Origin of the sequence: Streptosporangium sp. NPDC000563, from assembly GCF_040299985.1 — a bacterium.
In the GTDB taxonomy this organism is placed as follows: Bacteria; Actinomycetota; Actinomycetes; order Streptosporangiales; family Streptosporangiaceae; genus Streptosporangium.
The window spans coordinates 116103-133608 of record NZ_JBEPDA010000009.1 but is presented as its reverse complement, the minus strand read 5'-3'; the positions used below and the strand labels follow the sequence as shown (position 1 = coordinate 133608).

The following is a 17506-nucleotide window of genomic DNA, read 5'->3' as shown; positions in this document are numbered from 1 at the left end:
AGTCAGAGCGAGGAGAGAGCGTGAGCACGGGGAGCGTCGTGGGCAGGGCGGACAGAGCGGTCAGAGCCGCCAAGGGGTGCACCCACCCTCCGGGCTGTCACACCGGTGAGCTGCCACTTCACGCCAGCGCGACCGTCGGAGCCCGCTTCTGGCTTCTCATCGAGCACCCCGGCCCCTGGGCCTCCCACCTGGAAGACTGCGATCTTCCCAAGGAAGTTCACACTCTTGTCAAACGGGCCACCCGCCTCGGCATCCGCCCCCAGCTGATCCGCCGCCCGGGACGCAGAAACCTCGTGGAAACCGGCATTCACGTCATGGTCGCCGACTCCGGATCGGCCGAACCGTGGATCGCCGAAGGCGTCATCGCAGATCCGGACGATCTTAACCTTGACAACGTGGTGGCCGGAGTGGTCCCGGAGTCCTGCATACTTGTGAGTGAGCCGGTTTTTCTGGTCTGCACGCATGCCAAGCGCAACGCGTGCTGCGCCCGCATTGGACTACCCCTCGCTCGGTCCTTGGCAAAAACATTGCCGGACACAGTATGGGAAACATCACATGTTGGCGGCGATCGATACGCCGCCAACCTCGTGTGCTTGCCACACGGGCTTTACTACGGCAGCATGTCTCAGGCTGCTGCGATCGCGGCAGCCAACGCGTACCGGTCCGGCGAGGTCATCCTCGACCGTTTCCGGGGACGCGCAGGCATCCCTGAGCCACTGCAGGCCGCTGAGCATTTCATCCGCGTTCATACGGGTGATCTCTCGGTTGGCGGAGTGGCCGTGGAATCCTCCAGGTTGGACGGCGCCGTCACCGAGGCATTTGTGCGCGGTAATGGCACCCGTTTTCGGGTAGTGGTTGAACCCATGACGCTGACAACGCCATGCGGTACGGCTTGCGCCGATACGATCACTACCTACCGGCTGGTCACGCTGGACAGGGTAGCCCCTGTGCGGTACGCCACGTCCGCGCTGACCTGACCTGAGGGAACATCACGGCCAATCCAGGCGTTGTCCTCAGGGACGTCACAAGCGTCCAATGCGGCATCAACCAGAAATACCCTCTCACTATAAGGTGGTTTTCTCATGTCTCAGGTACGTCGGCAGACCGCCCGGCCTCGGCCCAGCTGGGGCTGGCAGGATGACGCCGCGTGCCGGGGCGAGGACCTCGTGCTCTTCTTCGGTCCCGACGGCGAGCGTCAGCCCGAGCGTGACATCCGCGAGCGTAAGGCCAAGGCGATCTGTGCCCAGTGCCCTGTTCGCGCCGAGTGCCTGGACTACGCGCTCTCCCGTCCGGAGAAGTACGGCACCTGGGGCGGTCTGAACGAGGACGAGCGCGCCTCCGAGCGTCGCCGTCGTATGCGCCGCGCCGCCAGCGCCGGCATCAGTGCCGTCGCCTGAGCAGTACCTCCACCCGGCTTCCCCCGCACGTGTGATCTCGCGAACCCCCTGCGAGATCACACGTTGTCGCGTCGGGCCCCGCGCGTGCGGCCCCCCGGAACGGGCGACCGCACGGCGGGTTTCCCCCGCGCTTCCACTTCTCACCAGGGCCCATCGGTTCCCTTCAGGGCCCTTTTCGCGTTTCAGGGCCTGTTGCGGCCCGCCTTCCGCATCTCCTTGGTGATGCTCTTCCATCTGCCCTGGAGCTCCTTGCGGAGCCGCGCGTCAGTCCTGGACGCCATCCACGCGGCCTCCCGCTGAAGCTTGTTCCAGCTTTCCAGCCGCCGCTCGGCGAGCGTGCCGTCCTCGATCGCGGCGATCACGGCGCAGCCCGGCTCGCTGTCGTGGCGGCAGTCGCCGAACCTGCACCGCGCGGCGAGCTCCTCCAGGTCCGAGAAGACCATGTCCACGCCCTCGCCCATGTCGTACAGGCCGATGCGGCGGATACCCGGCGTGTCGATGATGAGCCCGCCCCCCGCGAGCGGGATCAGCTCGCGGTGCACGGTGGTGTGACGGCCCCGGCCGTCGCCGGCCCTGACCTGCTGGGTCTCCATCACCCCCTCCCCCGCCAGGGCGTTGACGAGCGTCGACTTCCCCGCCCCCGAGGCGCCCAGCACCACCGCGGTGCGCGTGCCCTCGAGATAGCCGCGGACGATGTCGACGCCCTCGCCCGTGACGGAGCAGACCGGGTGCACGTCCACACCCGGCGCCGCCGAGGCGACCTCTTCCATCAGGAAGCCGAGGCCCTCGCCGATCAGGTCGGACTTGGTGACGAGCACCACGGGACGCCCCCCGCTCTCCCAGGCGAGCGCGAGCAGCCGCTCGATCCTGCCCAGGTCGGCGGTGTCGGTGGCGTGCAGGGCGGGTTCCGCGACGAAGACGACGTCGACGTTGGCGGCGAGCACCTGGCCCTGGGAGTCGCCGGAGAGCCCGCCCCTGGAGACCCTGGCCACGCCGCCGCGCACGAACGCGGTGCGCCGGGGCAGAAGCGCCTCCAGCTCGAAACGGCCCTCGGCCAGGCGGCGGAGCCCGGCCCAGTCACCGACGCAGGGCAGGGCCACGGGGTCGGCGGCGGCGTCGCGCCGCACCCTGGCGCCGTAGTGGGCCCGGAGATGACCGGAGGCCGTCAGCACCTCGGCGGCACCGCGATCGACGCGGGACACCCGGGCGGGGATGAGGCCTGCGGGAAGCTCGGCGGCGAGAGAGTCGTTCCAGCCGAGCGAGGTGAGAACGGATGAAGAAGAGATGATCGGCGAAGACAACGTAAGCACCCTTGTGGAAGGCCGGGTGCCTCGTCGCGAATCGGCTAGGCGGGCACCCGGAGGTTGATGGACGGCAGGCTCACCAGAACAACCCGCATGCTTCCCACCTCCTGTCGCCTCGTGGCCGCGCGTTTCTCGAACGGCTTCTTCGGGAGAACCTTAGCGCAGTGCCTCCCGTCCGGCGCAAACACATTTTTGCCGTGTTTCCCGGGGTGCCCCGGGATCCCCCGGGCCGAGCCCGGAGGGCTCCACCCGGCCCGGACGTCGCCCGGTGCGCCGCGAACCGGTGGAGATCCCCCGGAGGGCGGGGCCGCGATCGGAGTGGAGAATCACCCCGATCGCGGCCCGCCCTCCGGGGAGGAGATCACAGACCGGGGGCGGGGAAGTGGGAGGTGAGCTCCCTGACCTCTCCGTGGACCCGGGTGATGACGTGCTTGGCCTCGTCCTCGTCCTTGGCCAGGGCGGTGACGACCTGGTCGATCCAGGCGCCGATCTGCCGCATCTCGGCGACGCCCATGCCCCGGCTGGTCACGCCCGCGGTGCCGATGCGGATGCCCGAGGGGTCGAACGGCTTGCGCGTGTCGAAGGGCACGCTGTTGTAGTTGGTCTCCAGCCCGGCCTTGTCGAGGGCCTGGGCGGCGGGCTTGCCGCCGATGCCCTTGGGGGTGAGGTCAAAGAGGATGAGGTGGTTGTCGGTGCCGCCGGAGACCAGGTCGAAGCCCCGGGCCAGGAGCTCCTCGGCCAGCGCCTGCGCGTTCATGACCACCTGGCGGGCGTAGTCCCTGAACTCGTCGGTCGACGCCTCCTTGAGCGCCACCGCGATGGCCGCGGTGGTGTGGTTGTGCGGGCCGCCCTGCAGGCCGGGGAAGACGGCCTTGTTGAGTGCGGTGGCGTGCTCGTCGGAGGTGGCCATGAGCATGGCGCCCCGGGGACCGCGCAGGGTCTTGTGGGTGGTGGTGGAGATGACGTCCGCGTGGCCCACGGGCGACGGGTGTGCGCCACCGGCCACCAGGCCCGCGATGTGCGCGATGTCGGCGGCGAGCACCGCCCCGACCTCTCGGGCGATCTCGGCGAAGGCCGGGAAGTCGATCGTGCGCGGGACCGCGGTGCCACCGCAGAAGATCAGCTTGGGGCGCTCGCGCAGGGCGATCTCGCGCACCTCGTCCATGTCGACGCGGCCGGTGTCCTGCCGCACGCCGTAGCGGACCGGGTTGAACCACTTGCCGGTGGCCGAGACCGACCAGCCGTGGGTCAGGTGGCCGCCGAACGGCAGGCCCATGCCCATCACGGTCTCGCCCGGCTTCAGGAAGGCCAGGTAGATGGCGAGGTTGGCGGGCGAGCCCGAGTAGGGCTGCACATTGGCGTGGTTCACGCCGAACAGGGCCTTGGCCCTGTCGATGGCGAGGGTCTCGATCTGGTCGATGACCTGCTGGCCCTCGTAGTAACGCTTGCCGGCGTAGCCCTCGGAGTACTTGTTGGTCAGGACGGTGCCGGTGGCCTCGAGGACGGCCTTGGAGACGTAGTTCTCCGAGGCGATCAACTTGACGGTGTCGGACTGCCGCCGCTCCTCGGCCTTGATGAGCTCGGCGATCTGCGGATCCACGCTGGAAAGAGCGCTCATGCGCCTTCACTCCCCTGTCGTCGTCGACATCGCGCGAAGACCCAGGCGCTCGGCCTCCTCGCCCTTTCGCTCCCCGGTGGTCTCTCCCACCTTATGCGCCAGTCGCGGCTTAGACGATAGCGGACTAAGCCGCACGCCCGGCGCGACCTGCGCCCTCGACAGGCCAGAGCCGGTCGACCTCGGCGTTGAGCGTGGCGCCGATGAGCACGGCCAGCGCGGTGATGTAGAGCCACAAGAGCACGGCGATGGGAGCGGCGAGCGAGCCGTAGATGGAGACGGGCGAGAACCAGGCGGCGAGGACCGCGCGCAGCACGGCGGCGCAGGCGATCCAGATGACGAGGGCGAGCATCGCTCCCGGAAGCTCGCGCCACCAGCGCGTGCGCACGGGCACGCTCACGTGGTAGAGCAGGGTGAGGAAGATCACCGAGCCGATGACCACCACCGGCCAGTAGAGGATGTCGACCAGCACGGTGTAGTCGGCCGGCAGGGCCCCGCGCAGCGCGGCCGGGCCGAGGACGAGCACCGGCATCACCACGAGGCCGATCAGCAGACCCGCCAGGTAGAACCCGAAGGACATCAGGCGGGTGCGGATGATGCCGCGCTCCTCGCCGAGGCCGTAGGCGACCGAGATCAGGTCGACGTAGACGAACAGCGCCCGCGAGCCCGACCAGAGCGCGAGCAGAAAGCCCAGGGAGATCAGCGAGACCTGGTTCTCGGGTTTCAGCACGTCCTCGATGAGGGGGGTGACGACGGTGTCCACGGCGTTGTCGGTGAACAGCAGGTGGGCCTGCTCGTCGATCCAGTCGCTGACGTTCTTGACCGTCTCGGGGCCGAACACGCGGGTCAGCTGGCCGAGCATGCCGATCAGGCCGAGCATGAACGGCGGCAGCGACAGCAACGCGAAGAAGGCCGCCTCACCCGCCAGGCCGGTGACGCGGTAGGTGACGCCCGCGTTCGTGGTCGCGACGATCAGGGTCCACACGTCGGTGCCGCGGATCCACGAGAGCAGCGCCCGCAGCCTGCCCCAGACGTCCCTGCGCAACCAGGCGACGCCGGCGCGCAACCGCACCCCGGGCCCGCGCGGGGGGCGCCGCTCGGGCCCGGGCCGATGAGCCGGGGCATCAGTGGACGTCATGCCACACAACGGTATTCCTAGCCGCTCTTGATCACGAGTCAGGCGGGCAACGATCGAATCTCACCGGGCTGCCCTCGGCATCCGCGGCGAAACCTACCTGCGGTAGAACGCCTCGGCGTCGTCGACGTCGACGATGCGCGCTCCCAGCGGCAGCAGGGAGACCGGGATCAGCTTCAGGTTGGCCAGGCCCATCGGGATGCCGATGATCGACAGGAAGAGCGGGATCGAGGTCAGCAGGTGCCCGATCGCGAGCCAGACGCCGGCCACGACGAACCAGATCACGTTGCCGATGGTCGACAGCGCGCCCGCGTCGGGGTCGCGCACCACGGTCCTGCCGAAGGGCCACAGCGCGTAGGCGGCGATCCGGAACGACGCGATGCCGAACGGGATCGTGATGATCAGGACACAGCACACGATTCCAGCGAGTACGTAGCCGATCGCCAGCCAGATCCCCGCGAAGACCAACCAAATGACGTTCAACAGTGTCCGCATATTTACGAGCATGTCAGGTGAAAGGGCGCCTGCTCCATCCGGCGTCTCCCTGAAACGCCCCTGATCCGGACCCCGACCCGAGTGGAGCGCCCGTTTCGCCGCGACGCTCCGGTGAAGTCCCTGTCGATCGCGGCTCAGGTCCGAGGGAGGAGCCGAGTGATGCCCCGGCCGGAAAGGGCAGAGAATGGAGCCATGATCTGCGAGGACTGCAAAGAGCGGCGGCACGACGAGTGCCGGGGAGGCTCGTGGTGCGACTGCCAGCACCAGCCCGTCCACGAGCCCCGGGAGTCGGCACTGGACTGGCCCCGCCAGGGCTGATCCGAACCCCCGGCGCCCGCCACACCCGTCGAGACCCCGCCGTCCGGCGGGGTCTCGACGGGTGGCTGCCCCCGCTCCCCGCGCGACTCCCGATACCACGTCCGCGTCCAGATGGTGGACCCCGCATTGGACATCCACCGTGCCCAAGGTATCGTCGTAGACATGCCAGCGGACCCCTTGCTCGTCGTGCGACGCCACGTCGACCTCCTGCGTGTCCGCAGCGCCATCTGTTGTGACGTCCGTTAACAGTCGCCCCCTGCTGATTTCACCCAGCTCGGCCGCGTAACAGGCGTCCTCTTCTGAGTAATCGACCCCCGCACTCGACGATGAGGCGGGAGGTGCCGCCTGTGCGCGTCCGGAAATCATTCCATCGAGCCACAAAAAGGACGCGCGCATGACGACCCCAGCCCGGTCGGCGAACCGACATCACAAGCGCCCGCGCGGCGAAGGTCAGTGGGCTCTCGGTTACCGCGAGCCGCTGAACAAGAACGAGGAGAACAAGAAGAACGACGACGGGCTCAACGTCCGTCAGCGGATCATCGACGTCTACTCCAAGCGCGGCTTCGACTCCATCGACCCCTCCGACCTGCGCGGCCGGATGCGCTGGTTCGGGCTCTACACCCAGCGAAAGCCCGGGATCGACGGCGGCAAGACCGCGATCCTGGAGCCGGAGGAGCTCGACGACCGCTACTTCATGCTCCGGGTCAGGATCGACGGCGGCCGGCTCAACCTGGCCCAGCTGCGCGTCATCGCCGACATCTCCAACCTCTACGGCAGGGGCACCGCCGACGTCACCGACCGGCAGAACATCCAGCTGCACTGGATCGAGATCGAGGCCGTTCCCGACATCTGGGAGCGTCTGGAGTCGGTGGGCCTGTCCACCACGGAGGCCTGTGGCGACACCCCGCGCGTCATCCTGGGCTGTCCGCTGGCCGGGATCGACACCGACGAGGTCATCGACGGTTCCGCGCAGATCCAGGAGATCCACGACACCTACATCGGCGACCCCGCCTACTCCAACCTGCCGCGCAAGTTCAAGTCCGCGGTGAGCGGGTGCCCGGCGCACTGCACCGTGCACGAGATCAACGACGTGGCGTTCGTGGGCGTGGTGAACGAGAACGGCGAGCGCGGCTTCGACCTGTGGGTGGGCGGCGGCCTGTCCACCAACCCGATGCTGGGCAAGCGGCTGGGCGTCTTCCTCACCCCTGACCAGGTCGCCCCCGCCTACGGTGGCGTGATCGGCATCTTCCGCGACTACGGCTACCGCCGCCTGCGCCACCGGGCCAGGATCAAGTTCCTGATCAACGACTGGGGCCCGGAGAAGTTCCGCGACGTCCTGGAGAAGGAATACCTGGGATACGTCCTGCCCGACGGCCCCGCGCCCGAGCAGCCGCGCGGCGGCCGCCGGGACCACGTGGGCGTCTTCCCGCAGAAGGACGGCAACTTCTACGTCGGCTTCGCCCCGAAGGTCGGCCGCCTCGACGGCGACAAGCTGAACCTCATCGCCGACATCGCCGAGCGGCACGGTTCCGACCGGGTGCACACCACGGTCGAGCAGAAGATGGTCATCCTCGACGTGGCACCCGACAGGGTCGACAGCCTCGTCGCCGAGCTGGAGGCGGGCGACCTGCAGGTCAACCCCTCCACCTTCCGCCGCCAGACCATGGCGTGCACCGGGATCGAGTTCTGCAAGCTCGCCATCGTCGAGACCAAGGTCACCGCGGCCAACCTGATCGACGAGTTGGAGCAGCGGCTGCCCGACTTCAAGAGCCCGCTCACCATCAACGTCAACGGCTGCCCCAACTCCTGCGCCCGCATCCAGGTCGCCGACATCGGCCTCAAGGGCCAGCTCGTCGTGAACGACAAGGGTGAGCAGGTCGAGGGCTTCCAGATCCACCTGGGCGGCTCGCTGGGCGTCAACCCCGGCTTCGGCCGCAAGGTCCGCGGCCTGAAGGCCACCTCCGAGGAGCTTCCCGACTACGTGGAGCGCGTGCTCCGCAACTTCGAGAAGCAGAAGGACGAGAACGAGACCTTCTCCGACTGGGTGCAGCGCGCCGACGACGCGGACCTGAAGTGAACGGCCGACACGCCGTCCTTTCGGTAACGGGCGGGACGAGGAGGAGCGGATGAGCGAGCGAGCCGTTCCCTTCCACTGCCCGTACTGCGGTGAGGAAGACCTGGAGCCCTACGAGGGCGACGGCGGCTGGTACTGCCGGTCGTGCGTGCGCGCCTTCAAGCTGAAGTTTCTCGGAATCGGGGTGCGCTCGTGACGCACGGCGAATCCGACGCGGCGAACGTGCCGGCCGCGCCGACCTCTCCGACCGGAGAGGTCACCGCGGCCGGCACGGCCCGCACGGTGAGTTCCGGCACGACGACGAGCGCGACGGCCCGTGAGGCACGACCTGCCCGCGCGGCGAACGAGGATTGGATGAGCGAGCGATGACACTGGTGGACATCGAAGTCGGGTTACGTCAGCAGCGCGGGACCCTCGACCTGCAGGAGATCGTCGAGTCGGCCGCGCGGTTCCTTGAGGACGCCTCGGCCCTTGAGATCATCCGCTGGGCGGCGGCGACCTTCGGCGACCGGCTCTGCCTGACCGCCTCCATGAGCGACGCCCTGCTGATCGACCTGGTCAGCCGGGTCAAGCCCGGCGTGGACGTGCTGTTCATCGACACCGGATACCACTTCGCCGAGACGATCGGCACCCGTGACGCCGTCCGGCAGGTCTACGACGTGAACGTGATCGACGTGAAGCCGTCCCGTACGGTGGCGGAGCAGGAGCGCGACCTGGGCCCGCGCCTGTTCGGGCGCAACCCCGACCTGTGCTGCTACCTGCGCAAGGTCGAGCCGCTGAATCGCGCCCTGGAGCCGTATCTCGCCTGGGTCTCCGGCATCCGCCGCGACGAGGCCGTCACCCGCGCCGGCGTCAAGGTCGTCGAGTGGGACGCCAAGCGCCAGATGGTCAAGATCAACCCGATCGCCCGGTGGACGCAGGACGACGTCGACAACTACATGGCCGACAACGGGGTGCTGATCAACCCGCTGCACTACGACGACTACCCCTCGATCGGCTGCGCCCCCTGCACCCGCCAGGTCGCCCCGGGAGAGGACCCGCGCAGCGGTCGCTGGGCGGGCATGGGCAAGACCGAGTGCGGGCTCCACGTATGACCTGGCGTGCCACCGGCGCCGCTCTCGGGACACCGCTGGTCGCGGTGGCGCACGGGTCCCGTGACCCGCGCGCCGCCGCGACGGTGGAGGCCCTGCTCGACCTGGTACGGGACGCGCGGCCCGAGCTCCTCGTACGCACCGCCTACCTCGACCACGCCTCCCCGACGCTTCCCATGGCGCTGTCGGGGCTCACCGAGGCGGCGGTGCTGCCGCTGCTGCTCACCGAGGCCTACCACAGCCGGGTCGACATCCCCGGCGCGCTGGCCGAGGCGACGGCGCGCAGGCCCCTGCTGCGCGTGCACGCGGGCGCCACGCTCGGCCCGCACCCGCTGCTCGTCGCCGCACTGGAGCGGCGCCTGGCCGAGGCCGGCGTGGAGCCCGGCGAGCCCGGCACCGCCGTGGTGCTGGTCTCGGCCGGTTCCAGCGACCGGCGGGCCAACGCGACGGTCGCCGGGATCGCCGGAGACTGGGCGAGGCAACGCGGCTGGCGGTCGGTGACCGCCGCCTACGCCTCGGCCGCCGGTCCCACCCCCGAGGAGGCCGTGCTGCGCCTGCGGCGCTCGGGCGCCTCACGGATCGTGGTCGCCCCCTACCTGCTCGCCCCCGGCCACTTCGCCGACAGGATCCGCCGCGAGACCCTGGCGGCGGGCGCCGACGCCGTCGCCGACGTGCTGGGCGCCGCCCCCGAGGTCGCCGCGGTGCTGCTCGAACGCTACCGAAATGCGGGCCAGTGCTCCGGCCTTCAGGCCTGGGGTGAAGGCCCGCGCGGGAGTGCCCTCCAGGGCGTGGGCGTGCCCTGACCTTCCTGGTCTTGCCGCTCGGCCCACCAGGTGCAGGACACCGGGGCGGCGCGGGGCTCCCCGTGCGTGGATTCGCCGGTGAAGGGGGCGACGTCGATCTGGCGTCCCAACTGGTCGTGGAGTTGTCGAGCGCTCAGGCGTTGCGTCATGCGACCATCGCCACCGTGCAGCTTCGTTACCGGTATCGGCTCTATCCCGACGCCGCTCAGCGCCAGGCGCTGGCGCGGGCGTTCGGGTGTGCGCGGACGGTGTTCAACGACGGGCTGCGTGCTCGTCAGGACGCCCACCGGGCGGGGTTGGCTTATGTCTCGGATACGGAGTTGTCCCGGCGTCTGAGCGTCGCGAAGGCGACGTCGGAGCGGGTGTGGCTGGGTGAGGTGTCGGCGGTGGTGTTGCAGCAGGCTTTGGCCGACCTGAACGCCGCCTACCGCAACTTCTTCGCCTCCATCACCGGTAAGCGCAAAGGGGCGAAGGTCGGCCCGCCCCGGTTCCGGTCGCGTAAGGACAACCGCCAGGCGATCCGGTTCACCCGCAACGCCCGCTTCGCCGTCACGGCGGGCGGGAGGTTGCGCCTGCCGAAGATCGGCGAGGTGGTGGTGCGCTGGTCGCGCCCACTGCCCGCCGAGCCGTCGTCGGTGACGGTCATCAAGGACGCGGCCGGGCGGTACTTCGCCTCGTTCGCGGTCGAGACCGGTGATGAGCCGCTGCCCGAGACGACGTCCGAGGTCGGCGTCGATTTGGGTCTCACTCATTTCGCGGTGCTGTCGGACGGCCGGAAGATCGACAACCCGCGTCTCCTGCGCCGCGCGGCCAAGAGGCTCCGTAAGGCGCAAAAGGCCCTGAGTCGTACGGTGAAGGGGTCGGCCAACCGCTCCAAGGCCGTTGTCAAGGTCGCCCGCGCGCATGCCCGGGTGGCTGATGCGCGCCGGGACTTCGCCCACAAGCTCTCCACCCAGTTGGTTCGCGACAACCAAGCGATCTACGTGGAGGACCTGTCGGTCAAGGGACTGGCGCGCACCCGGCTGGCCAAGAGCGTCCATGACGCGGGCTGGTCGCAGTTCGTGGCCATGCTGGAGTACAAGGCGAAGCGGTACGGGCGGACCTTCGCCAAGGTCGGCCGGTGGTTCCCCTCCTCCAAGCGGTGCTCGCAGTGCGCGGCTGTGGCCACCGCTCTGCCGCTGAACGTCCGATCGTGGATGTGCCCGTGTGGGGCGGTCCATGACCGTGATGTCAACGCCGCACGCAACGTGCTGGCCGAGGGCCGACGGACCGTCGCCGCTGGACGGAAACCCGCCGCCGACAGGCGGCGGGAGGCGGAGACGTTAAACGCCTGTGGAGGTGACGTAAGACCACCGCTCGCGGTGGCCGACGCCGATGAAGCAGGTAGCCACAGAGGTGCCGCATGACGCGGCACGGACTGAATCCTCGGCCCTTCAGGCCGGGGAGCGCGTCAAGAACTCGCCACCCACCGACACCCCGCCCTCGCCACCGCCTGAGCGCGGCCCCCACCCTCGGGACCCCCGGGGTTCACCCGGGGGGTGCCTTGTCCCTGCCCTCGCAGGTCAGGCGGACTATCTCCCCGGTACGCGGATCCAGCTGACGCACGTTGTCCCGGCAGAGCGGGTAGATCATCTCCCGTACCCTGAGCGACCAGTCGAGAGGGAAGGACTCCGCCGCGGCGAGTTGCTCCTCCCAGCCGTCGAAGAGGCCGTCCATCGCCTGGGCCAACTGGCTCACCGTCCTGCCCGCTGCGTCGATCTCGCCGGGCAGTATGGCCGCGGTCACGACCTGCTCCCCTGCAGGACGGTCGCCGCCCCCCGCCGCACCGCTCGGGTTCTCGGTGAAGACCTCCACGACGTTTCCATCGGGATCGGTTCCGCAGAGACGCCACAGCGCGGGGCCGTCGCCGATCCAGACGACCGCCCGCCGTATCGGCCCGGAGCAGCGGACACTGACCTTCAGCGAATTGTTCCAGGACATGACGCGAAGTTCCTCGCGTACCCCGCCGGTCCTGTAGTCGCCGCTCGCGACCTCGTCTCCCGGAAACGGCCCGCCCAGCGGCTGTGACGTCGTCGGGACCGTGGGAGACGGCCGGGCCATGACGCCGGTCCAGATGCCGAGGTCGTCGGCGACGCCGCCCGCAGGGGTGTTGAGGGCCACCACGGCGACGATGACGGCCGCTACCGCACCGCCCGCCGTCCAGCGGCGGCGGCGCCTGATCGCGCGGGCGTGCCGGTGGACACCGGCGACGGTCACCCCCCTGTTGTGGCCCTCACCCTCGTCCTCGTTCAGGATCTCGCGCAACTCGGATTCGGTGATCGTCATCTCAGCTCCCCGTGGTGATCGCGGCGACGGCCGCGGGATCGACGCGCAGCTTGCGCAGTGCTCGGCTGGCCTGGCTTCGTACGGTCGCCACCGAGCAGCCGAGAATCTCGGCGATCCGCTGGTCGGGCAGGTCCGCGAAGTAACGCAGGACGATCACGGCCCGCTGTCTGCCGGGAAGCCCGGCCAGAACCTGCCGGACCGCCTCCCGGGTGGCCACCGCGTCCATCGTGTCGCCGTCCGGCATCTCGGGGAGGACAGCGCTCGGCAGCTCTCCGCGCCATCTGCGGCGCCACCAGGTGGCGTGGGTGTTGACCATGATGCGGTAGACGTACGGGTCCGGATCGTCACCCACCCTCCGCCAGGCGAGCCATGCCTTGGCCAGGGCTGTCTGTACCAGGTCCTCCGCCGTGCCCCAGTCGCGGCACAACAGGTGGGCGGCCCGTAACAGGCGCGGCGAGCACTGCTCCACGTAGTGCTCGAAGTCAGCCCGATCTCGCATCGGGGGATCCTCACTGTCGGTGTATGTCACCGATCACTACGCCCTGGGGATCCCGGGATGTTGCACATGCTCCGAAGTTGTCCCGATGAGCGAGAGGTGAGGCGGCCCCTCAGAGGTGGGGTAGTTGAGGGGGGTGGGGAGGCTGAGGCGGCGCCGGGGGCCAGGGGGGCCTCGGAGGCTCCTGGGGGGAGGGGTGGATCTGGTGGGGGCCGGGTCCCGCCCGGTGGTGGCCGTATTCGCCGGTGAGTTCGGCGCGCATCTCCTCCCACTGCTTGCGCCAGGCCGCCATCGCCTTCTTGAGTGGCTTGGCCTTGGAGTCCCCGACCACCTTGACGCTTCCCATGAGGGCGTAGGCCGCGACCCGGACGAGCGGCGCGTTCGTGCCCGGGGGTGCCTCGATGACCTGGACCTTCTTGTCCCCCATGATGGCGATGCCGTCGATCTCGACGTCCACCCCGTCCGGGACGATGATCTTCACGTCACCCATGATCGCGGTGGCCATGATGTCGACCACCCCCGTGCGCACCTCCGCCTGGCGCAGGTCGAGCAGCACGTCGCCCATCACGGCGACGGCGCCGAGTGGCTTGTCGATCCGCCAGGTGCCGCGCCGCTTGGAGCTGCTCATCACCGCCACGAACCAGCGCCGCACCGAGCCGCCCTCCCCCGACGAGGGCTGAGGATAGGCGGGTGCGGGCACCGGGCGACCGCCGGGCAGGTCGGAGGTGATCACCGCCAGCTCGGCCTGGGTGACGGCGGTGTAGGCCGCCTCGGTACGCTCGGTCAGCTCCCCGAGGGTGAGACGGCCCTCGACGGAGGCGACCCGCAACCACTCGACGGCGGCTTCCCGCTCCGCGTCCGAGACCCGCATTTCCCCGGGATTATTCATAACTCACAACATATCGCGAGTTGCTACGGCGTGCGGATCCCCCCGAGGGAGGAAACTCGCTAATCAGATCGGATGACGCCCCCCCACCAGGGGCGCGGGACCGGCGTACGGCCGTGCCGGGGAGGCACGCCATATGATCCGGAGGCATGTACCGAGAACTCCTGGACGCGGTGGCGGCCAACGACGCCGAGCGGGCCGAGCGGCTGCTGCGGAACGGCACGAGCGCCGACCCCGACGGCACGGAAGAGCCCACCGCCCTTTACCTGGCATCGAACCAGGGCCGCGTGGACATCGTGCGCGCGCTGCTGGCCCACGGAGCCGACCCCAACCGGATCAGTGGCGGCGAGGACGAGGGACTGCCCCTGTGCGTGGCCTCCTCCTGGGACCATGTCGAGGTCCTGCGGGCGCTGCTCGCCGCCGGTGCCGACGTGTCCGGGCGGGAGGCCGGCGGATGGACCGCTCTGCTCTGGGCGGCCGCCAACGGGCGGGCGGACGCGGTCGGCGCGCTGCTCGCCGCGGGAGCGAACCCCGAGGACGCCAACGAGGGCGGCGACACCCCGCTCACCCTGGCCACCCGGCGCGGCGCCCTGGGCGTCGTACAGACGCTGCTGCAGGCCGGCGCCGAGGCCGACCGGCCCGACGGCGACGGCGACACGCCGCTTTCCATCGCCTACGACTGGCTGGGCACCCAGCTGGAGAGCGCGCTTCTCGAGCAGCTCACCGAGCAGGCCCCCGAGGGCTCGCAGTTCGTCGTGGGCCGCAGCAGGGCGAAGGACGGCACCGACCTGGTGACCGTCGCGGCGGTGGGACCCGACGGGACCCGCGTCGCCGAACTCACCTGCCAGCGCGGGCACGCGGCCGTCGCCACCCTGCTGGAGGACGCCACGGGCGAGCGGCTGCCGTTCGACGAGCTGGTCGAGCGGGCGATGCCCTACCGGGACATCGACGAGGAGGCCGAGACCTGGTGGACCGTGGCGAGCTCGCTGAGCAGGCGCGACGACGGTGAGACCTTCGACGCGGCGGCGCGGCTGTGCTCGAACGAGGATCCGCGCAAGCGGGAGTTCGCCGTCGACGTGCTCGCCCAGCTCGGCTTCACCGAGAACGAGAAGCCGTTCCTGGAGGAGTCGCTGCCGATCCTGCGACGGATGGCGGCCACCGAGGGCGACGAGCGGGTGCTGCGCTCGGTGCTCGGCGCGCTCGGTCACCACGCCGACCCGCGTGCCCTGCCCGAGGTGCTGGAGATCGTCACCGCCGACGGCTGGACCCGCACCCAGGCCGATCCCGCCGCGCTCGCCGCCGTCCTGCCCCCGGGTCACGCCGAAGGGCTCGCGCTGCTCATCTCCATGACCGAGGACCCCGACGCCGAGGTGCGCGACTGGGCCACCATGGGCCTGGCGGGCCTGACGGAGGACCCCAAGGACAGCGAGCGGATCCGCGACGCGCTCGCCGCCAGGCTCGACGACGAGGACCTGAACACGGTCGCCGAGGCCACGCGCGGCCTCGCCACCCGGGGGGACGCGCGAGCTCAGCGGGGCGCGGAGCGCGTGCTCGCGGAGAGCGACGAGGACGACGACTACGTCCGCGACCTGGTCAAGAATCCCTGACGCGCGGGCGGGGGCCTCACCCGGCGGTCCGCGCCCGCTCTCGCCTCGTCCCGGCGTCGTCGGGACGAGCGCGGATCCTCCCGCGTGGCCGACAGTGGTCCGTACGCGTGTCCGCGCGGTCCGCGCCGTACGCGTACGGCGGGGTGAACTTCCGGAAGCCGGTGTCCAACAGCGGACGTAAATCGGATATAGCGCCCAATAAAGGGCAACTTTCCCCCGGCAGGATGTTGAGATAGGCGCAGAACCCGGCGACGAGCCGAATGAGTTACCGGAGGCCGCACGTGACCCATGACGTCTTCAACCAGGCTCACCCGCTCACCGGACACGACGTGTCCGCCGACGCCGCCCTGATGGACGGCGTGGAACGCGAGGGGGCGGGATGGGCCACCGGGGAACTGCGCCGGCTCGGTCTTCTCGCCGGTTCGGAACAGGCCCAGGAGTGGGGAAGGCTCGCGAACGAGCACCCGCCCGTCCTGCGCACCCACGACCGCTACGGGAGGCGGATCGACGAGGTGGAGTTCCATCCCGCCTGGCACGAGCTGATGACCGTCGCCGTCGACAACGGCATGCACGCCACCCCGTGGGCGAGCGCCAGGCCGGGCGCGCACGTGGCCCGCGCCGCCAAGTTCTACGTCTGGAGCCAGGTCGAGGCCGGACACGGCTGCCCGATCTCGATGACCTACGCCTCGATCGCCGCGCTGCGGCACAGCCCGGCGCTCGCCGCCGACTGGGAGCCCCTGCTGGCCTCGCGGAGCTACGACTTCGGGCTGCGCCCGCCGCTCGGCAAGCGCGGCGTGCTCGCGGGAATGGCGATGACCGAGAAGCAGGGCGGCTCCGACGTTCGCGCGGGCACCACCCGCGCCGAACCGCTGGGCGACGGGAGCTACGCCCTGACCGGGCACAAGTGGTTCAACTCCGCCCCGATGTGCGACGTGTTCCTCGTCCTCGCCCAGGCCCCCGGCGGACTGTCGTGCTTCCTGCTCCCCCGCGTCCTTCCCGACGGCACCCGCAACGCCGTCCACCTGATGCGGCTGAAGGACAAGCTGGGCAACAGGTCCAACGCCAGCGCCGAGGTGGAGTACCACGGCGCGACGGCCCATCTGGTGGGCGAGGAGGGACGCGGAGTGCGGACCATCCTGGAGATGGTCAACATGACCCGGCTGGACTGCGTGATCGGCTCGGCGGCCGGCATGCGGTACGGCGTCACGCAGGCCGTCCACCACACCCGGCACCGCGGGGCGTTCGGCAGGAAGCTCGCCGACCAGCCGCTGATGCGCAACGTCCTGGCCGAGCTCGCCCTGGAGTCGGAGGCGGCGACCGTCCTGATGACGCGGCTGGCCGGAGCCACCGACCGGGCCATCGCCGGCGACCAGGCCGAGGCCGCGCTGCGCCGCACCGCGCTGGCCGTGAGCAAGTACTGGATCTGCAAGCGCGCTCCGGCGCACGCGGCGGAGGCGCTGGAGTGCCTGGGAGGAAACGGCTACGTCGAGGAGTCGCAGATGCCCAGGCTGTTTCGTGAATCGCCGCTGAACGGCATCTGGGAGGGATCGGGGAACGTCGCGGCGCTCGACGTGCTGCGCGCCCTGGGCCGCGAGCCCGAGGCGCGGGAGGTGTTCTTCGCCGAGGTCGCGCTCGCCGCCGGCGCCGACCGGCACCTGGACGCCGCCGCCGACCGCCTGCGCAAGTCCCTGGACGACACAGGCGACTTCGAGGTCCGCGCCCGGCGCGTCGCCGAGGACATGGCGCTGGTGCTGCAGGGCTCCCTGCTCGTGCGGCTCGCCCCCGCGGCCGTCGCCGACGCCTTCTGCGTCTCCCGCCTGGCCGGGGACACCGGCCGCGCCTTCGGCACCCTGCCCGCCGGCCTGGATCTGGACGCCCTCCTCGACCGCGCCTCCTTCTGACCTCCGGTGGCGGGCGGTGGGGGGGGGGGGGCCCCGGCGCAGCCGGGGGCCGGCGCGGC

At 70.2% G+C, this 17506-nt stretch carries 19 protein-coding genes and 1 riboswitch; of the genes, 12 read left to right on the top strand and 7 right to left on the bottom strand.

Annotated elements, in window-relative coordinates:
* The first annotated feature begins 20 nt into the window (after positions 1-20).
* Together ABT352_RS21920 and ABT352_RS21915 are read left to right on the top strand one after the other, a co-directional pair.
* A complete protein-coding gene (locus ABT352_RS21920; protein ID WP_350946728.1) occupies positions 21-977 on the top strand; it encodes a ferredoxin family protein in 957 nt (318 codons plus the stop codon).
* 105 nt (positions 978-1082) lie between these two features.
* Entirely contained in the window at positions 1083-1397 is a 315-nt protein-coding gene (locus ABT352_RS21915; RefSeq protein WP_012893126.1) for a WhiB family transcriptional regulator, read from the top strand.
* 182 nt (positions 1398-1579) lie between these two features.
* On the opposite strand, the gene rsgA is transcribed toward ABT352_RS21915, so the two are convergent.
* The 4 genes from rsgA to ABT352_RS21895 form a co-directional block, all read right to left on the bottom strand.
* Complete coding sequence (gene rsgA, locus ABT352_RS21910; RefSeq protein WP_502992887.1) at positions 1580-2698, bottom strand: ribosome small subunit-dependent GTPase A; 1119 nt, start codon at positions 2696-2698, stop codon at positions 1580-1582.
* Between the two features lie 364 nt (positions 2699-3062).
* Positions 3063-4319, bottom strand: a complete 1257-nt coding sequence (gene glyA / locus ABT352_RS21905; protein WP_350946726.1) for a serine hydroxymethyltransferase — start codon at positions 4317-4319, stop codon at positions 3063-3065.
* A 32-nt stretch (positions 4320-4351) separates the two neighbouring features.
* Positions 4352-4435: riboswitch (ZMP/ZTP riboswitch) on the bottom strand.
* A gap of 8 nt (positions 4436-4443) precedes the next feature.
* Positions 4444-5454, bottom strand: a complete 1011-nt coding sequence (locus tag ABT352_RS21900) for a YihY/virulence factor BrkB family protein (RefSeq protein WP_350946725.1) — start codon at positions 5452-5454, stop codon at positions 4444-4446.
* Positions 5455-5547: 93 nt separating this feature from the next.
* Positions 5548-5946: a YccF domain-containing protein gene (locus ABT352_RS21895; protein WP_350946724.1), complete on the bottom strand. Its 399-nt coding sequence runs from the start codon at positions 5944-5946 to the stop codon at positions 5548-5550.
* Positions 5947-6138: 192 nt separating this feature from the next.
* Here ABT352_RS21895 and ABT352_RS21890 point away from each other — a divergent pair, with 192 nt between their 5' ends.
* From ABT352_RS21890 to ABT352_RS21855, 8 genes are all read left to right on the top strand, one after another.
* Positions 6139-6264 carry a hypothetical protein gene (locus tag ABT352_RS21890; RefSeq protein ID WP_350946723.1) on the top strand — a complete coding sequence of 42 codons (126 nt, stop codon included), beginning with the start codon at positions 6139-6141 and terminating at the stop codon, positions 6262-6264.
* A gap of 111 nt (positions 6265-6375) precedes the next feature.
* Positions 6376-6510 carry a putative leader peptide gene (locus tag ABT352_RS21885; protein WP_350946722.1) on the top strand — a complete coding sequence of 45 codons (135 nt, stop codon included), beginning with the start codon at positions 6376-6378 and terminating at the stop codon, positions 6508-6510.
* A 148-nt stretch (positions 6511-6658) separates the two neighbouring features.
* On the top strand, positions 6659-8341 hold the full coding sequence (locus ABT352_RS21880; RefSeq protein WP_350946721.1) for a nitrite/sulfite reductase: 1683 nt from the start codon (positions 6659-6661) through the stop codon (positions 8339-8341).
* Positions 8342-8390: 49 nt separating this feature from the next.
* On the top strand, positions 8391-8534 hold the full coding sequence (locus ABT352_RS21875) for a hypothetical protein (protein WP_012893136.1): 144 nt from the start codon (positions 8391-8393) through the stop codon (positions 8532-8534).
* Positions 8531-8707, top strand: coding sequence for a hypothetical protein (locus ABT352_RS21870; RefSeq protein ID WP_350946720.1), 177 nt, complete (start codon positions 8531-8533; stop codon positions 8705-8707). Before ABT352_RS21875 ends, ABT352_RS21870 begins: the two co-directional genes overlap by 4 nt.
* A complete protein-coding gene (locus ABT352_RS21865) occupies positions 8704-9432 on the top strand; it encodes a phosphoadenylyl-sulfate reductase (RefSeq protein WP_350946719.1) in 729 nt (242 codons plus the stop codon). Before ABT352_RS21870 ends, ABT352_RS21865 begins: the two co-directional genes overlap by 4 nt.
* Positions 9429-10232 (top strand): sirohydrochlorin chelatase, encoded by an 804-nt coding sequence (locus ABT352_RS21860; protein ID WP_350946718.1) that lies wholly within the window; start codon positions 9429-9431, stop codon positions 10230-10232. The genes ABT352_RS21865 and ABT352_RS21860 overlap by 4 nt, the downstream gene beginning before the upstream one ends.
* A gap of 164 nt (positions 10233-10396) precedes the next feature.
* The gene (locus tag ABT352_RS21855; RefSeq protein WP_350946853.1) at positions 10397-11638 is read left to right on the top strand and encodes an RNA-guided endonuclease InsQ/TnpB family protein; all 1242 of its coding nucleotides are present in this window, start codon (positions 10397-10399) and stop codon (positions 11636-11638) included.
* 121 nt (positions 11639-11759) lie between these two features.
* Here the strand turns inward: ABT352_RS21855 and ABT352_RS21850 are convergent, their stop codons facing one another.
* The 3 genes from ABT352_RS21850 to ABT352_RS21840 form a co-directional block, all read right to left on the bottom strand.
* A complete protein-coding gene (locus ABT352_RS21850) occupies positions 11760-12557 on the bottom strand; it encodes a hypothetical protein (protein WP_350946717.1) in 798 nt (265 codons plus the stop codon).
* Position 12558: 1 nt separating this feature from the next.
* The gene (locus tag ABT352_RS21845) at positions 12559-13056 is read right to left on the bottom strand and encodes a SigE family RNA polymerase sigma factor (protein ID WP_350946716.1); all 498 of its coding nucleotides are present in this window, start codon (positions 13054-13056) and stop codon (positions 12559-12561) included.
* 109 nt (positions 13057-13165) lie between these two features.
* Positions 13166-13924 carry a DUF1707 SHOCT-like domain-containing protein gene (locus ABT352_RS21840; protein WP_350946715.1) on the bottom strand — a complete coding sequence of 253 codons (759 nt, stop codon included), beginning with the start codon at positions 13922-13924 and terminating at the stop codon, positions 13166-13168.
* A 164-nt stretch (positions 13925-14088) separates the two neighbouring features.
* Here ABT352_RS21840 and ABT352_RS21835 point away from each other — a divergent pair, with 164 nt between their 5' ends.
* Complete coding sequence (locus ABT352_RS21835) at positions 14089-15546, top strand: ankyrin repeat domain-containing protein (RefSeq protein ID WP_350946714.1); 1458 nt, start codon at positions 14089-14091, stop codon at positions 15544-15546.
* Positions 15547-15827: 281 nt separating this feature from the next.
* A complete protein-coding gene (locus tag ABT352_RS21830) occupies positions 15828-17447 on the top strand; it encodes an isovaleryl-CoA dehydrogenase (protein WP_350946713.1) in 1620 nt (539 codons plus the stop codon).
* The last annotated feature ends 59 nt before the right edge of the window (positions 17448-17506 follow it).